16 protein-coding genes and 1 tRNA gene are annotated in these 15505 nt (G+C 37.6%); 15 read left to right on the top strand and 2 right to left on the bottom strand.

The window, feature by feature from the left end; all coding sequences use genetic code 11:
• Positions 1 to 43 precede the first annotated feature (43 nt).
• Positions 44 to 685 carry a 2OG-Fe(II) oxygenase gene (locus IEV69_RS00635; protein ID WP_188438441.1) on the top strand — a complete coding sequence of 214 codons (642 nt, stop codon included), beginning with the start codon at positions 44 to 46 and terminating at the stop codon, positions 683 to 685.
• Here the strand turns inward: IEV69_RS00635 and IEV69_RS00640 are convergent.
• A complete protein-coding gene (locus IEV69_RS00640; RefSeq protein ID WP_188438443.1) occupies positions 682 to 2016 on the bottom strand; it encodes an MATE family efflux transporter in 1335 nt (444 codons plus the stop codon). The genes IEV69_RS00635 and IEV69_RS00640 overlap by 4 nt on opposite strands.
• Before the next feature lie 94 nt (positions 2017 to 2110).
• Here IEV69_RS00640 and IEV69_RS00645 point away from each other — a divergent pair.
• Positions 2111 to 2184, top strand: a tRNA-Ala gene (locus IEV69_RS00645).
• 36 nt (positions 2185 to 2220) lie between these two features.
• Here the strand turns inward: IEV69_RS00645 and IEV69_RS00650 are convergent.
• The gene (locus IEV69_RS00650) at positions 2221 to 3480 is read right to left on the bottom strand and encodes an NAD(P)/FAD-dependent oxidoreductase (protein WP_188438445.1); all 1260 of its coding nucleotides are present in this window, start codon (positions 3478 to 3480) and stop codon (positions 2221 to 2223) included.
• Between the two features lie 107 nt (positions 3481 to 3587).
• Here IEV69_RS00650 and flxA point away from each other — a divergent pair, with 107 nt between their 5' ends.
• Genes flxA through darH form a run of 13 tightly spaced genes read left to right on the top strand, consistent with a single transcriptional unit; the run spans position 3588 to position 15501 of the window.
• Positions 3588 to 5111 carry a flexirubin biosynthesis tyrosine ammonia-lyase FlxA gene (gene flxA, locus IEV69_RS00655; RefSeq protein ID WP_188438447.1) on the top strand — a complete coding sequence of 508 codons (1524 nt, stop codon included), beginning with the start codon at positions 3588 to 3590 and terminating at the stop codon, positions 5109 to 5111.
• A gap of 20 nt (positions 5112 to 5131) precedes the next feature.
• Entirely contained in the window at positions 5132 to 6247 is a 1116-nt protein-coding gene (locus IEV69_RS00660) for a WG repeat-containing protein (RefSeq protein WP_188438449.1), read from the top strand.
• Between the two features lie 15 nt (positions 6248 to 6262).
• Positions 6263 to 6994: a flexirubin biosynthesis SDR family reductase FlxB gene (gene flxB, locus IEV69_RS00665; protein ID WP_188438997.1), complete on the top strand. Its 732-nt coding sequence runs from the start codon at positions 6263 to 6265 to the stop codon at positions 6992 to 6994.
• A gap of 23 nt (positions 6995 to 7017) precedes the next feature.
• Entirely contained in the window at positions 7018 to 8244 is a 1227-nt protein-coding gene (locus IEV69_RS00670) for a beta-ketoacyl-[acyl-carrier-protein] synthase family protein (RefSeq protein WP_188438451.1), read from the top strand.
• A gap of 5 nt (positions 8245 to 8249) precedes the next feature.
• On the top strand, positions 8250 to 8501 hold the full coding sequence (locus IEV69_RS00675; protein ID WP_188438453.1) for an acyl carrier protein: 252 nt from the start codon (positions 8250 to 8252) through the stop codon (positions 8499 to 8501).
• Positions 8502 to 8505: 4 nt separating this feature from the next.
• Complete coding sequence (locus IEV69_RS00680) at positions 8506 to 9393, top strand: lysophospholipid acyltransferase family protein (RefSeq protein WP_188438455.1); 888 nt, start codon at positions 8506 to 8508, stop codon at positions 9391 to 9393.
• Between the two features lie 54 nt (positions 9394 to 9447).
• Positions 9448 to 11103 carry a phytoene desaturase family protein gene (locus tag IEV69_RS00685; protein WP_188438457.1) on the top strand — a complete coding sequence of 552 codons (1656 nt, stop codon included), beginning with the start codon at positions 9448 to 9450 and terminating at the stop codon, positions 11101 to 11103.
• Positions 11104 to 11149: 46 nt separating this feature from the next.
• The gene (locus IEV69_RS00690) at positions 11150 to 12052 is read left to right on the top strand and encodes a dialkylrecorsinol condensing enzyme DarA (RefSeq protein ID WP_188438459.1); all 903 of its coding nucleotides are present in this window, start codon (positions 11150 to 11152) and stop codon (positions 12050 to 12052) included.
• A 19-nt stretch (positions 12053 to 12071) separates the two neighbouring features.
• Positions 12072 to 13205: a dialkylresorcinol biosynthesis protein DarB gene (gene darB / locus IEV69_RS00695; RefSeq protein WP_188438461.1), complete on the top strand. Its 1134-nt coding sequence runs from the start codon at positions 12072 to 12074 to the stop codon at positions 13203 to 13205.
• On the top strand, positions 13206 to 13643 hold the full coding sequence (locus IEV69_RS00700) for a hotdog family protein (RefSeq protein ID WP_188438463.1): 438 nt from the start codon (positions 13206 to 13208) through the stop codon (positions 13641 to 13643).
• Between the two features lie 2 nt (positions 13644 to 13645).
• The gene (locus IEV69_RS00705) at positions 13646 to 14104 is read left to right on the top strand and encodes a hotdog family protein (RefSeq protein ID WP_188438465.1); all 459 of its coding nucleotides are present in this window, start codon (positions 13646 to 13648) and stop codon (positions 14102 to 14104) included.
• Positions 14101 to 14505 carry a flexirubin biosynthesis protein DarG gene (DarG, locus tag IEV69_RS00710; protein WP_188438467.1) on the top strand — a complete coding sequence of 135 codons (405 nt, stop codon included), beginning with the start codon at positions 14101 to 14103 and terminating at the stop codon, positions 14503 to 14505. Before IEV69_RS00705 ends, DarG begins: the two co-directional genes overlap by 4 nt.
• Entirely contained in the window at positions 14506 to 15501 is a 996-nt protein-coding gene (gene darH / locus IEV69_RS00715; RefSeq protein WP_188438469.1) for a BtrH-related acyltransferase DarH, read from the top strand.
• Positions 15502 to 15505: the final 4 nt, after the last annotated feature.

Here is a 15505-nt window from a genome sequence, read left to right on the forward strand (position 1 = left end):
TGAACTATATTTGCAGGCTTTTTTTTAATACCTTATTGTCACTATGCAGGAAATATTTGAACAACTTGAGTTTGTTGAAAACCCGATGTATGAGGCTGTCATTACAGACCTGATGGAACAGCAATACAGCATCGTTGAAGGCTTTTTTAAGGCTGAAGAAGTCTCTGCATTGCGCAATTCGCTGCTTGAAAAATATGAAGAAGAAACCTTTAAAAAGGCAGCTATTGGAAGTAAGGTCAATGAAATCATAGAAAAGTCTGTACGCGGTGATTTTATTCTCTGGTTGAATGAAAGTGAGGCTAATTTTGCCGAAAAGGCTTTTTTCAACAGGATCAACGATATGGTTTCCTATCTGAACAAAACCTGTTTTATGGGCATCCTGTTTAAGGAATTCCATTATGCGCTTTATCCCAAGGGTGCTTTTTACAAGCGGCATCTCGACACCTTTCAGAATGACGATCGCAGGAAGTTATCGATGGTATGTTACCTCAACGAGGAAGACTGGCAACCGGAATATGGCGGCGAACTCGTTTTATACCTGAATGAAAACGGAAAGGAAGTGGAGAAAATCATTTATCCCTTTCCCGGCAGGATGGTCATCTTTGAAAGTCAGATCCTGGAACACGAGGTTAAACCCGTTGAGCAAAAAAGGATGAGCATCACCGGATGGCTGAAAACGCGTTAAGTTGTAGCGAGTTTTGGAAGTATCATTTTCCGGAACTGATATACCAGCGTCCCACCCCTGATGATTGCCCAAACTGAAAAAGCTATCCACACACCATACAACTGAAGCCCAAAATAATCAGTTATAAAGATTACCGGGATAAAGCCGAGAAAGGTGGCGGCAAGGAGGACATTGCGCAGGTATTTCATTTCGCCCATACCTTTAAAAATACCATCAAAGATAAAGGCTATTGCATTGAGGGGTTGCAATAGTATCACAATAAAGAAGATTTCTTTAAAACGCAAGAGCACGGCCTCATCTTTGGTAAAGATGGCTCCCAGCGGTTCATATAGCAGCCAGCCCGTAAGCATTAAAAGCACAGCGACCATAAGCCCGTATGCCAGTACTTTTTTGGAAAGTTCCCATAACTGTTTGTAATCACGTGCCCCCAGCAGTTTGCCCGCAAGGATATTTCCGGAAGAGGCATAGCCGTCGATAAAGAAGGCAGAAAAGAGCCAGAGGTTTAAAGCAATGGTTTGTGCTGCGATAAAGGCAGTTCCGTAATCTGTAGCAAAAGCATTGGCGAAATAGATAGCGGTATTCAGCGCTATGGAACGTAAAAACAAATTCAGGGCCATTCCTGCAAGCCGGTATAGCTCAGGGTGCAACGGAAACTTCAACTTCAGGCTGATATCAGTTTTCCACAACAATAGCAAAAACGAAAGCAAGGCCATCAAACCCTGTGCAATCAAACTGGCCCAGGCAGCACCTTTTAAATGCATGGGTTCAATCCAGCCTTCTATTCCATATACGAGCGCAAAGTCAAGACCTATGTTTACTGCTGCACCAATCAGGGCCACAGTCATCGGCCAAAAAGTATTTTGCAGGCCTCTGAATACTCCAAAAATAGCAAAAGTAAAGAGTGTTAAAGGAAATCCCCATACCCTGATGTTATAATAATCGACGCTGTATTCCAAGATCAAGCCTGAGGCATTGTAGAGTTTAAAGATGCCCTCTACAAAAAAAATGGTGCTTAGCAGGATAAAAATGCTCAACAACACATTGAGATAAATGGCTTGCGCTGGAAGGTTTTGTACCTCATCTAGTTTGCCTGCTCCCAAGTATTGTGAAATAATGGCCGAAATGGCACTGCGGGTTTGCCCGAGAATCCAGATTAAAGCCGAAAGAAAAGAACCTACAATACCTACTGCAGCGAGTGCCTCAGTACCGGTACCCGCAATATTCCCCACCACGGCGGCATCTGTCGCAGAAAGTACAGGCTCTGCAATACCCGCTATTAATGCCGGAACGGCAAGACGGTGAATATTTTTGAAAGAAAGGCTTTTATCCAAGACAATTATGGGATGAAAATGAAAAAAGCAAAATTAATTTTAATTCGTGTAAATAGAAATAAAGAAATCACTATTTTTACACCCTCAAAAAAATGGGGCATTAGCTCAGCTGGCTAGAGCGTTTGGCTGGCAGCCAAAAGGTCATCGGTTCGACTCCGATATGCTCCACAAAAAAACCTCCTGAAATTTTAGGAGGTTTTTTATTTATTGAATACTTTTTTCTTTTTCCTGTTTTTCCATATCAATCAGATAGGCCATGTTTTTTACAATATTTTCGTGCTTTGTGACGAACGGATTTTTATTGTCCCAGACATAGCCTGCCAGTACTGAGCAGATTTTACGTTTTACTTCAGGGTTTTCCGGTTGATGGAAAAATAAGGTTTGAAGATTACCGGTGTACCATTCCTTCACATAGGTTTTAAATACCTCTACTCCTTTTTTCATATAACCTTCATAAGAGGTTTCCCAATCTATTTGTTCACCTTCCAATTGTTTTTTGATCAACTTTGCGGCCAGCATTCCAGATTCGGCGGCAAAAGCAACACCTGATGAAAATACCGGATCTAAAAACTCTGAACTATTTCCCGTAAGGGCAAAACCCTCGCCATACATTTTTTTAACAGCACGGGAATAATTCACCAGTTTTATGGGGTTGAAAAGAAAAGGCAGATCACCAAATCTCTTTTTATAATAGTCAGATTTTAAAATGGCAGCGGTTAAAGCTTCAGAAGTATCATCGTTATCAGACAGCTTATTGATGTATTCAGTTGGCGCTACAACCCCTACGCTCGTCTTTCCATTTGAAAACGGAATTACCCAAAGCCAAACTTCAGTTTCCAGTATATCAAATGAAATCAAAGTACCTTCTTCACCTTCCGGACGGTTTATATCTTCAACATGTGCAAAAATAGATGAGTGTGGATCAAGCCCTGATGGTGTGTCTAAATCAAGTAAACGGGGTAGCACCCTTCCAAATCCGCTGGAGTCAATGATGAATTTAGCCTGAATGGTTTTGAAGTTTCCTTCCGGGTCTTTAACAGTAGTTGTTGAATTTGATCCTTGAAAATCAACAGCAGTTACTTCGCTGTTAAACTCTAAATCAACCCCTTTTTTAATGATTTCCTGTGCCATCACATAATCGAAATCAGCTCGTGGTACCTGCCAGGTCCAGTTCCAGCCATCTGTAAATTTTTTGCTGAAATCAAAATGACACACCTCATCACCTCTTATAAAGCGGGCACCAAATTTTTTTTCAAAATTCATTGCATTGAGTGCCGGCAGCAAACCCGCTTCTTCAAAATGGTCCATGACCCTGGGAATTAAACTTTCTCCTACAACTAGCCTTGGGAAGGTTGTTTTTTCAACTACTTTAACTTTTATTCCCTGTTGGTGAAGATAAGAAGCAGAAACACAGCCTGAAGGGCCCGCTCCAATAATGAGGACATCTACAGATTCGTTTAACATATCTTTATAATTTGTTCTTAAAAATCTTACATTTGCAATGTAAAATTATAAATATTAATTTGATATACACTTCAAATTAGTACATTATATAAATTGATAATTATTCAATGACCAAAATATACAAAGAATTAGACTTACAAGCCTTTAAAGACATTGTCTTTCACAATCAAAAACTTGAATTGAGTGAAGAGATCATTTCAGGGGTGGAAGAGAGTTTTCAGTTTTTAAAAGATTTTTCAAAAAACAAAGTTATTTATGGTGTCAATACAGGCTTTGGACCTATGGCACAATACCGAATAAAAGATGAAGATACCATACAGCTTCAATACAATCTTATAAGAAGTCATTCTTCCGGAATAGGTAAGCCACTTGCGCCTGTGTATGTGAAATCGTCTATTTTGGCAAGATTACACACCTTGTCTTTGGGATGTTCAGGTGTTCATCCATCAGTCATCAACTTAATGAAGGAATTGGTTAACAGGGATATCACTCCCTTAATTTTTGAACATGGTGGGGTGGGTGCCAGTGGTGATTTGGTGCAATTGGCTCATTTGGCTCTGGTTTTAATTGGTGAAGGAGAAGTTTTTTACAAAGGCACTCGAATGGATACCCCAAAAGTTTTTGAGATAGAAAAATTGAATCCCATTCAGGTTGAAATTCGTGAAGGGCTAGCTTTGATGAATGGCACTTCAGTAATGACCGGCATCGGAATAGTGAATGTACACCGCTCAAGGTTGTTGCTTGACTGGATGTTAAAAGCATCATGTGCCATTAACGAACTAGTTGAAGCATATGATGACCATCTATCGGAAGGACTCAATGGTGTGAAAAAGCACTATGGGCAACAAGAAGTGGCTTCCATCATGAGAGATTATTTATCGGATAGCCAACTAATCAGAAAACGAGAAGACCACCTGTATAGCGGAAGAAACAATGAAGAGGTTTTCAAAGAAAAAGTACAGGAATATTATTCACTGAGATGTGTGCCTCAGATATTGGGACCTGTTTTGGACACGATCATCAATACAGAAACTGTTTTGGAAAATGAAATCAACTCAGCCAATGACAATCCTATTGTAGATGTTCAAAGTAAACAGGTATACCATGGCGGGAATTTTCATGGTGATTATATAGCCCTGGAAATGGATAAATTGAAATTGGTCATTACAAAATTAACGATGCTTTCAGAAAGGCAGTTGAATTATTTGATGAACAATAAACTCAACGAAATTTTACCTCCCTTTGTAAATTTAGGAACACTTGGGTTCAACTTTGGCATGCAGGGTGTTCAGTTTACTGCTACCTCAACTACGGCAGAAAACCAAACTTTGTCAAACCCTATGTACATTCACAGCATTCCAAATAACAATGATAATCAGGACATTGTGAGTATGGGAACCAATGCGGCTGTGATGACCTCAAAAGTTATTGAAAACGCCTTTGAAGTGTTGAGCATAGAGTTAATTACCATCGTTCAGGCGATTGACGCTTTAAACTTTAAGGACAAAGTTTCAACAGTAACAAAAAAAATGTATGAAGATATCAGAGCTATTATCCCCGTTTTTGAAAAGGATGAAGCACTTTATCCCTTTATGCAGAAAGTAAAAGAACATCTTATGAAAGATTCATAAACTATAAAAACTAAACAATTATGAAAAAAGCACTCTTGTTATTCGTTTTATGTTTTCAGTTCCTTTCAGCCCAGGAGTTGGCTTTAATTATGGAAAAGAAAAACGTTGGTTACATAAATAAATCAGGTGAAGTTGTTATTGAGCCTCAGTTCAGAAAAGCAGACTCTTTTAGTGAAGGCCTGGCAGCTGTTGAAAAAGACAAACAGTGGGGTTTTATTAATACCCGTGGTGAATGGGCGATTGAACCTCAGTTTGACAGAGCTAAAGAATTTAATAATGGAATTAGTGTAGTTGAAAAAGACAAAGAATGGTTTTACATTAATACAAAAGGAGAACGTCTTTTCACTCCTGATACTGATAAGATTTATGATTTTAACAATGGCGTGGCTTTTGTGAGAAACGACAAGAAAATTGGTTTAATCAATACCAAAGGTGAAGTGATACTTCCCCCAACGTATGATGTTATCAGAGATTTTGATGGTAACCATGCACGGGTGAGGAATGATGGACTATGGGGAATGATTGATAAAACGGGAAAACTTGTAATTCCTGTGGAATATGATGACCTGGGTGAAATGCATAAGAATGTAACGTTTGCAAAAAAAGGGGAAACCTACGGATTGATTTCAAATAACACGTTTAAAGCTGTTGAAGGTGCAGATCGCATTTGGGATTTTCACAACACAGATTTAACCTATGCTGAAAAAGAAGGTAAAATAGGTTTTATTGATACCAATGGAAAATGGGTTATCGAGGCTAAGTTTGACAAAGCCAAAGCTTTTGAAAGTGGTTTAGCTCCTGTATATACTGACGGGGCCTGGGGCTTTATCAACACCTCAGGAGACATTGTTGTACAACCCATTTACAACGATGCAGAAGTTTTTAGCAAAAGTGGTTTAGCACCGGTGAAAGATGGCAAAGAATGGGGTTTTATCAACACCAAAGGTGAATTGATTATTCCAGCTGAATATCAAATTACAGCCGGTTCATTTGGAGGCCTTTTTGGCGGGGAGGACAAAGGATTTATTGACGGAGTTGCCCGGGTTAGACATAAAAAATCTTGGGGATTTCTAAAAACCGACGGTTCAGTACTTGGGGGAAAAATGTATGATAGAGCTGAGTTGTTTCAAAAATAATTAAGAATGAGTAAAATAAAATGTGCAATTGTCACCGGAGGTTCCAGAGGAATTGGAAGCGCCATTTGTCAAACACTTGCCATGGAGTCTGAATATCATTTATTAATTAATTATACCGCAAACAAAGCTGCAGCTGAAGCTACTTTACAAAAAGTAGAAGAAAGCGGCGGAAGCGGAGAAATTATAAAATTTGATGTTAGTAATTCTGAGGAAGCTAAGGCAGTCCTTACTACTTGGCAAGAAGCCAACCCCGATGCTGTTGTTGAGGTTGTTGTCAATAATGCAGGTATTACAAAAGACGGGCTTTTTATGTGGATGACTTACCAAGATTGGGACAGTGTCATCCAAACAAGCTTAAACGGCTTTTTTAACGTGACGAACTTCTTCATTCAAAAAATGTTGCGCAATAAGTATGGTCGAATTGTGAATATGGTTTCTGTATCAGGAGTAAAAGGAACTCCAGGCCAAACAAACTATTCTGCTGCAAAGGGAGCATTGGTGGCAGCAACAAAAGCATTAGCACAAGAAGTGGCTAAAAGAAATATTACAGTAAACGCCGTAGCTCCAGGGTTTATAAAAACAGACATGACAGAGGCTATGGACGAAAGTGAATTAAAAAAACTAATACCCTTAAACCGGTTTGGTGAAGCCCAGGAAGTAGCAGATCTGGTTGCATTTTTGGTTTCCAAAAAATCTGGTTATATTACAGGTGAAGTCATTAATATCAACGGAGGAATTTATTCCTAAAAAACAACAAATAGTTGTCAAGAATGGAACAACGAAGAGTCGTCATCACCGGAATGGGTATTTATTCCTGCATTGGAACTTCCTTAACTGAAGTGAAAGATTCACTTTATAAAGGAACATCAGGAATACAATTTGACCCTGAACGAAAAGCAGCAGGTTTTCGTTCAGCATTGACCGGCATGGTGCCCACTCCCGATTTAAAACCATTCCTCAATCGCAGACAACGTATAAGCATTGGAGAGGAAACAGAATATGCCTATATGGCCACCCGTGAAGCTCTTGAAAACGCACAAATTGAGGAGGGCTTTTTTGACGAACATGAAGTAGGAATTCTCTATGGAAACGACAGTGTTTCCAAAGCAATTATAGAGGCCACTGATTTGTTACGAGAGAAAAAAGATACGGCGCTTATTGGTTCCGGTGCAATCTTTAAATCGATGAATTCCACCGTGACGATGAATCTTTCAACAATTTATAGGTTGCGCGGAGTAAATATGACTATCAGTGCAGCTTGTGCCAGTGGGTCACACTCCATTGGGATGGGATACTTGTTAATTAAAAGCGGTTTGCAAGATCGCATTATTTGTGGTGGTGCACAGGAAATAAATATGTATGCCATGGCTAGTTTTGATGGTTTAGGTGTTTTTGCTTCACGCGAAAGTGAACCTGAAAAAGCTTCACGGCCTTTTGATGCCGGCCGGGATGGACTTGTTCCCAGTGGTGGTGGTGCCACATTAATACTTGAAAGCTATGAATCTGCCGTGAAGAGAGGGGCACCCATTATTGCCGAAGTTATGGGTTATGGTTTTTCATCAAACGGGGGTCATATTTCCACACCCAATAAAGAAGGCCCAGCCACTGCTATGCAACGCGCCTTGAGCGATGCAAATGTCGAAGCCTCGGCAATTGAATATATAAACGCTCACGCTACATCAACGCCGGTAGGAGACGCTAATGAAGCTAAAGCAATTCATGAAATATTTGGAGGAAAGCCTCCTGTAAGTTCTACAAAATCCATGACAGGACACGAATGTTGGATGGCGGGAGCAAGCGAAGTTATTTATTCAATTTTGATGATGCAAAACGACTTTATAGCACCCAATATAAACTTTGAAAATCCAGATGAAGACTCAAAAAAATTAAATATTGTATCATCTACACTAAATAAAAAATTTGAATTATTTTTGTCGAATTCTTTTGGATTTGGCGGAACAAATTCCGCATTAATATTAAAAAAATTTAATAACTGATAATAATGAATAAGGAAGAAGTCATTGAAATTGTAAATAATTTTCTGGTAGAGGAATTTGAAGTGGAGCAAGAAGTGATTTCACCTAAAGCCCCCATGAAAGATACTCTGGGACTTGATAGTTTAGATTATGTTGATTTGGTAGTAATTATTGAATCCAACTTTGGAGTAAAACTTGGAGAAGCAGACTTTGTAAACGTTGAAAGTTTTCAGGACTTTTACGATATGATAGAAAACAAAATTAAAGCTAAGGCTTAACACTATGAGCCAATGGGACGGTAAGTCCAGAGGAACCCTCCTTGGATATAAAATATTTGTTTATTGCATTAAAAATTTTGGTGTAAAGCCGGCCTATTTTGTACTTTACTTTGTGGCTACTTACTATTTTTTATTCCTTCCAAAAAGTAACAGGAATGTTTTTTATTATTTTAGGGAACGCCTCAATTTCTCTTATCTTAAAGCAAAAAAAATGGTGTTCAAAAACTATTTTGTTTTTGGACAAACTATTATAGATAAAGTGGCAATTGGTGTCGGACTACGACACAAATTTACCTATGAGTTTGACGGAATAGATATCTTAAAACGATTACTCGCCGAAAAGAAAGGAGGTGTATTGATCAGTGCCCATATAGGAAACTTTGAAATTGCAGAGCACTTTTTCGCAGACATAGACCTTGATTTTCAAATCAATCTGGTAACCACAGATAGAGAACATACCATTATCAAAGAATACTTGGAAAGTGTCACTTCAAAATCTTCAATTAAATTTATTATTGTAAAAGATGATCTTTCCCATATTTACGATATAAATAATGCGTTGGCAAACAATGAGCTGATATGTTTTACAGGTGATCGCTATATGGAAGGCACCAAGTTTTTTGAAAGTGAGTTTTTAGGTAAACCTGCAAAATTTCCCGCAGGTCCATTTATGATAGCCTCCAGGTTAAAAGTGCCGGTAGCCTATGTATATGTAATGAAAGAGCCAAATCTGCACTATCACTTGTATACTAGAGAAGCTGAGGTCAATCATCGCGACGCTCAAGGACTACTTAAAAGTTATACAGCAAGTGTCGAGTCAATGCTAAAAAAATATCCACTTCAGTGGTTTAACTATTTTGATTTTTGGGATGATATAGAAAAAAAACGGTAAAGACGCTTAGGTCAATATCAATTACTCTAAGTATAGGAGTGCAAATGAAAAAATATGGAAGAGTATGACTCGATTGTTATTGGATCAGGAGCAGGAGGTCTTGCAACAGCCCTTTGTTTGGCTCGTGAAGGTCAAAGAGTCTTGGTTTTAGAACAGCATGATGTTCCCGGTGGCTGGTGTCATAGCTTCATGTTAAACGGGCAGCGATTTAGCCCAGGGGTGCACTATATTGGACTACTTGATGAAGGTCAATCGACAAATATTTTATACAGAGGTCTTGGCATTTCAGATGATCTTATTTTTTTTAGGATGAATAAAACAGGTTATGATCATTGTTTAATCGGTGACCATTCGTTTGATTACCCCGCCGGGGCTGATAACCTGAAAGCCAGTCTTATCAAGGCCTTTCCCAAAGAAGAAAAAAATATTAAAAAATACCTTCACTTAATTGAAAAAGTGAATTTTGAACTTCAATTAATCCCTAAGTTAAAGGGGACCTGGCAAAAATTAACGGTTCCATTCAGAACGAAACATTTTGGGAAGTATGCACTTTTTAGTCTAAAAAGGGTTATTAATTGGCACATAAAAGATTCAAAATTAAAAGCTATTCTAAATGCACAATGTGGTGATCACGGTTTGCCGCCAGAAAAGGCAAGTTTTCCAGTTCATTGTTCTGTGATGCATCATTATTTTGATGGGGGCTTTTATCCGCTTGGTGGTGGTGGCGGTATAGTGAAAGCAATGACCAATAAAATAAAAAGTTATGATGGGGTCATTAAAACACAACAACGAGTTAAGCGCATTTTAGTTGAAAACAATAAAGCTTATGGTGTTCAATTGCAAAACAATCAAAAAATAATTGCAAAAAACATCATTTCAAACGCAGATCCCTCAACGACCTATTTAGAATTAATAGGCAAACAAAACTGTAGTAAAAAGCTTTTGAAAAAAGTTGACAAGACCGTTTATTCTGTCACTTCCCTGATTTTATTTTTAACCCTGGATATTGATGTGACCCAATATGGTATTGACTCCGGGAATATTTGGAAGTATAAAGATGATAATATAGACTTCCATTTTGAGACCCTTACCAGAGGTGATATTTTAAAAGGAGATGAGTTTCCGGCACTTTTTATGAGTTGTACCACCTTGAAAGACCCGGCAAGTTTCAATGGAAGATATCATAATTTTGAAATAGTGACCTATGTTGATTATGATAGTTTTAAAGAATTTAAGGGCAGCAATGACTACCAATCACCCAAATATGAATCTTTTAAAAAGAAAATCATTGAGAAGTTTTTAAATTCTGTCGAAAAAATAATACCAACAGCAAAACAGCACATTGTTCAGGTGGAGCTGGGCACGCCTAAAACAAATCAATATTACATCAACAGCACCAGGGGAAATGTGTATGGAACTGAAAAGTCTTTATGGCAATTGGGGCCCTTTATTTATAAAAATAAAACCGAGATTGAGAATTTGTTTCTTTGTGGTGCAAGCACGTTATCACATGGAGTGACAGGTGCTACATATTCAGGGGTTGAAGCTGCTGCAGCTGTCTTAAACTGCGATTCTGATTCACTTCTTACAGACAAGGGCAGTAAAAAAATAAATATATTTGACGCTGAAGACCCTTCAACATGGAGTGACTTTATTCACAAAAAGCGGGAAGATAAAATTAGAACATTCAAAGAAATTAAAATCACATAAAAAACCACAAAAGGGGAATGAATTAAATACCCTTAAACGATTGATTATGAAAAACGTCCTAGTTCTATATTACACACAATCTGGTCAACTAGAGGATATAGCAAAAAACATAACGCATCCTTTAGCAGAAAACAAAGATATAACCTTGACTTTTTGTGAAATAAAAATGAAGAAGGCATTTCCATTTCCTTGGGACAAAGAGTCTTTTTTTGATGCATTTCCAGAATCATTTCTTGAAATACCTACAGAAGTGATTTCTATTGATACAGCCATTACTGAAAAAAAGTATGATTTGATTATCTTGGCTTACCAGGTGTGGTTTTTGTCAATTTCCATACCAGTCAATTCATTTTTAAAGAGCTATCAAGCTAAAAGTTTATTTAAAGATACGCCTGTTATAACAGTTATAGGTTGTCGAAATATGTGGATTGGTGCACAGGAAAAGATGAAAAAACATCTTCTTAACCTCAAGGCAAACTTGGTTGGCAATATTGTGTTGTTTGATAGATCACCTAATTTAATAAGTGTCATTACAATTGTTAAGTGGATGTTTAGTGGGGAAAAGAAAAAGTATTTAGGAATATTCCCAAAACCTGGAGTTTCCCAAAAGGATATAATACATGCCCAAATATTTGGATTTTATATTGAACAAGCCTTGTTACAAGAAAGCTTTGAAACACTTCAGGATCATTTTATCAAAGAAAAGGCTGTTGAAGTAGATGATTATTTATTGAAAGCGGAAACAAAAGGGGCACGTATTTTTAACAAATGGGCTCGCCTGATTATTACAAAAAAACGCTCCAGAAAATTGTGGCTTAAAGCTTTTAATGTATATTTATTCCTTGCGATTTGGATTATATCACCAATTGTATATATTTTGCACCTACTTACATTTTTGTTTACCAAAAATGCCCGAAATAAAAGAAAAAAATATTATCAAAGTGTTTAGAACTGATTAGAATAGATTTATGAATGACGTTTATATAACAAAAGCAGGAAAGTGTTTGCCCAATGAGCCCATTTCAAATGATGAAATGGAAAGTTATCTGGGTCTCATCAATGAAAAAGCTTCAAAAGCAAGAAGGATTGTATTGCGCAATAACGGAATTAAAACCCGCTACTATGCACTTGATAAAAACGGAAACCCAACCCATACAAATGCAGATCTTACCAATACAGCAATAGAGCAACTTTATGATGACTCATTTTCAAAATATGATGTAGAAATGCTGTCTTGTGGAACCTCCACGCCCGATAATTTGTTACCATCTCATGCGGCCATGGTTCACGGGTTGATGAAAAATAAATCAGTAGAATTAAATTCCTCATCAGGTGTATGTTGTGCAGGAATGAACGCCTTAAAAGTAGGCTATCTTTCAGTGAAATCTGGAAACACCCAAAATGCAGTTTGTACCGGATCAGAAAGAGTTTCAAACTGGATGCTTGCAAATAAATTTAATAACGAGGTCATCAATCTAGAAAAACTTGAAGAACAACCCATAGTAGCTTTCAAAAAAGACTTTTTAAGATGGATGCTTTCTGATGGCGCAGGAGCATTTCTTCTGGAAAATAAACCAAAAGGAGAACTTTCTCTTAAAATAGAATGGATGGAGGCTTACTCCTTTGCACATGAGTTGGAAGCGTGCATGTATGCCGGAGGTGATAAGCTGGAAGACGGCACAATTAAGCCCTGGGCAGACTATGATCCCAGTCAATGGCTTTCAGAGTCAATTTTTGCAATCAAACAGGATGTAAAACTACTGGACGCTCATGTATTGAAAATTGGATCAGACTGCATCAAAACATCCCTTGAGAAACATGTTGTTGATGCATCTGAAATCGATTACTTTTTGCCTCATGTTTCATCCCATTATTTTGTTGACAAACTTCAAAAAGAGTTACAAGAACGAAACCTTCACATTCCTGATGAAAAATGGTTTTTGAATTTAAGCAGAATAGGAAATGTGGGTTCTGCTTCTATTTATATTGTGGTAGAGGAGCTAATGAATTCCGGTAAGCTTAAAAAAGGAGATAAAATTATGCTTATAGTTCCGGAGAGTGGAAGATTTTCTTATGCACATGCCTTTTTAACCGTTTGTTAAATGAACAAAGCTTCCTTGCCCATAACCAATCAAAAAGTGGTTGAAACCCTCATTCCACAAAAACACCCATTTGTAATGGTTGATGCCTTGTTTGAGTTTTCTGAAAATAATCTCCAATCGGGTTTACTTGTTACAGATGAAAACATTTTTGTAAAGAATCACCTTTTTCAAGAGTCTGGAATTATTGAACATATGGCACAATCTGTAGCATTATATACCGGCTATCAATACTATTTAAAAAAGAAAAAAGCACCCACAGGTTATATAGGCTCTATCAAACAGGCTGAGATAGTTCAATTGCCTAAAACAGGTCAACACATAACATCAAAGGTGCAGGTTTTACAAGAGTTTGGCGGAGTTACACTTGTTGAAATTTCCACTAGTTCAAACGGTAAAGCCATTGCCAACGCTCAAATGAAAACTGTAATCGCTCAGTAAATATGCAAACACAAACCATTGATATTAAAAAGTATTTGCCTCATCGCGCGCCAATGTTAATGGTTGACGATATATTATCCATCAACGATCATGAAGTTGTCACCTCTTTTAAAATCACAAAAGGCAACCTTTTTTTAAAAAGCAATATTTTTGTTGAGTCTGGTTTGATTGAAAACGCCGCTCAAACCTGTTCGGCTATAGTTGCTCAACCCTTGTTTACAAGCACAAAGAGGTTTTTAAAAAAAGATTTAAAAGTTCTTGGTTTCATAAGTGCCATTAAAAACCTTAAAGTACATCAATTACCAAAAACGGGTGGTTTACTTCATACAAAAGCGGTTTTAGGCTCACGTTATGACACAGACGACTATGCACTTTGCACGATGTTTTGCACAACTTTTCAAAAGAAAAATTTACTTTTTGAAGCTGAAATTAATTTATTTATTCAAGAGGAAAAATTATGAAAAAAGAAGAAGTGCCTCAGGATAAAAGCAGTCTTTCTAAAAATAAAATAACAGAGGTCTGTTATGCTGTTGATGAAAATGGAAACTACACTCAGGTTGCAAGTAAAGGGTGGGAGCCCAAAACGATAGTTCAGAATGAAACCCTACACGTAATCGAAGAGCGGATTGCAGAAGCCAACGAAAATGTGAAGAATGGTATCGCCAGTCCCATCCCTTATTTTATGGAGCTTCATAAAATGGACCTCACTATTCTTTCAGATTATACCGGATATTGGAAGTGGCGCATAAAAAGGCACTTTAAGCCCAAGGTATTTAACAAGTTATCTCAAAAAGCATTGAAAAAATATGCCAACGCTTTTGATATAAGTGTTGATGAATTAAAAAATTTTAGCGGCTCATAAATGAAAACAGATTTTACTCATCACCAATCGGCACATTGCGAAAACGGTGTCGCTTCAAACCTATTAAAGCATCAAGGGGTGTCTATTAGTGAACCTATGATTTTTGGTATTGGCTCAGGAATATTTTTTGTTTACCTGCCATTTTTAAAAGTAAATCATGCTCCCGTAGTAAGTTTTAGGCCAATGCCTGGTCTCATTTTTAAACGCGTGGTAAAAAAGTTGGGCATTTCGCTTAAGCGAAAAAAATTTCGTTCTGAAACAAAGGCAGCTCAGGCATTGGATGAAAATTTGAAAAACAATATTCCTACAGGGCTTCAAGTGGGAGTTTATCATTTATCATACTTTCCAGACGAATATAGGTTTCACTTTAATGCTCATAACATCGTAGTTTATGGTAAAACAGATGAAGGATATCTTGTGAGTGACCCTGTCATGCCTGAGCCGACAATGCTCACCGAAAAAGAATTAAATAAAGTGCGTTTTGCAAAAGGCGCACTAGCACCAAGGGGGCAAATGTATTTCCCCACAAAAATACCCAAGGAATTAAAACTTGAAAAAGCGATTGTAGACGGAATTAAAAAAACTTGTAACCACATGCTTGTTCCGGCACCATTGATTGGCGTAAGCGGGATAAAATATGTGTCTAAACAAATCAGGAAATGGCCCAAAAAACACGGGATTAAAAAAACCAATCACTATTTGGGGCAGATTGTGAGAATGCAGGAAGAAATAGGTACTGGTGGTGGCGGATTTCGTTTCATTTATGCTGCATTTCTTCAGGAAGCGTCTGAGATTTTGAAAAATAAACAACTCAAAGAACTTTCCGGGGAAATGACAACCATTGGTGATAAATGGCGTGATTTTGCAGTCAATGCAGCCCGTGTTTATAAAAACCGAAGCAATCAGGATGATGTATATAACAGTCTTGCTGATGAACTACTCAATTTGGCTAATCTTGAAAAGCAATTTTTTAAGAAGCTCAAAAAAGCAATTTAATTTT

This window comes from Planktosalinus lacus, from assembly GCF_014640155.1.
Lineage (GTDB): Bacteria > Bacteroidota > Bacteroidia > Flavobacteriales > Flavobacteriaceae > Planktosalinus > Planktosalinus lacus.

Excerpts from the sequence above, each read along its gene's own strand:
- IEV69_RS00670 (WP_188438451.1), top strand. The coding sequence starts at position 7,018 with ATGGAACAACGAAGAGTCGTCATCACCGGAATGGGTATTTATTCCTGC.
- flxA (WP_188438447.1), top strand. The coding sequence starts at position 3,588 with ATGACCAAAATATACAAAGAATTAGACTTACAAGCCTTTAAAGACATT.
- darH (WP_188438469.1), top strand. The coding sequence starts at position 14,506 with ATGAAAACAGATTTTACTCATCACCAATCGGCACATTGCGAAAACGGT.
- IEV69_RS00660 (WP_188438449.1), top strand. The coding sequence starts at position 5,132 with ATGAAAAAAGCACTCTTGTTATTCGTTTTATGTTTTCAGTTCCTTTCA.
- IEV69_RS00685 (WP_188438457.1), top strand. The coding sequence starts at position 9,448 with ATGGAAGAGTATGACTCGATTGTTATTGGATCAGGAGCAGGAGGTCTT.
- IEV69_RS00680 (WP_188438455.1), top strand. The coding sequence starts at position 8,506 with ATGAGCCAATGGGACGGTAAGTCCAGAGGAACCCTCCTTGGATATAAA.
- IEV69_RS00650 (WP_188438445.1), bottom strand. The coding sequence starts at position 3,480 with ATGTTAAACGAATCTGTAGATGTCCTCATTATTGGAGCGGGCCCTTCA.
- IEV69_RS00635 (WP_188438441.1), top strand. The coding sequence starts at position 44 with ATGCAGGAAATATTTGAACAACTTGAGTTTGTTGAAAACCCGATGTAT.
- IEV69_RS00700 (WP_188438463.1), top strand. The coding sequence starts at position 13,206 with ATGAACAAAGCTTCCTTGCCCATAACCAATCAAAAAGTGGTTGAAACC.
- IEV69_RS00705 (WP_188438465.1), top strand. The coding sequence starts at position 13,646 with ATGCAAACACAAACCATTGATATTAAAAAGTATTTGCCTCATCGCGCG.
- DarG (WP_188438467.1), top strand. The coding sequence starts at position 14,101 with ATGAAAAAAGAAGAAGTGCCTCAGGATAAAAGCAGTCTTTCTAAAAAT.
- IEV69_RS00675 (WP_188438453.1), top strand. The coding sequence starts at position 8,250 with ATGAATAAGGAAGAAGTCATTGAAATTGTAAATAATTTTCTGGTAGAG.
- IEV69_RS00690 (WP_188438459.1), top strand. The coding sequence starts at position 11,150 with ATGAAAAACGTCCTAGTTCTATATTACACACAATCTGGTCAACTAGAG.
- darB (WP_188438461.1), top strand. The coding sequence starts at position 12,072 with ATGAATGACGTTTATATAACAAAAGCAGGAAAGTGTTTGCCCAATGAG.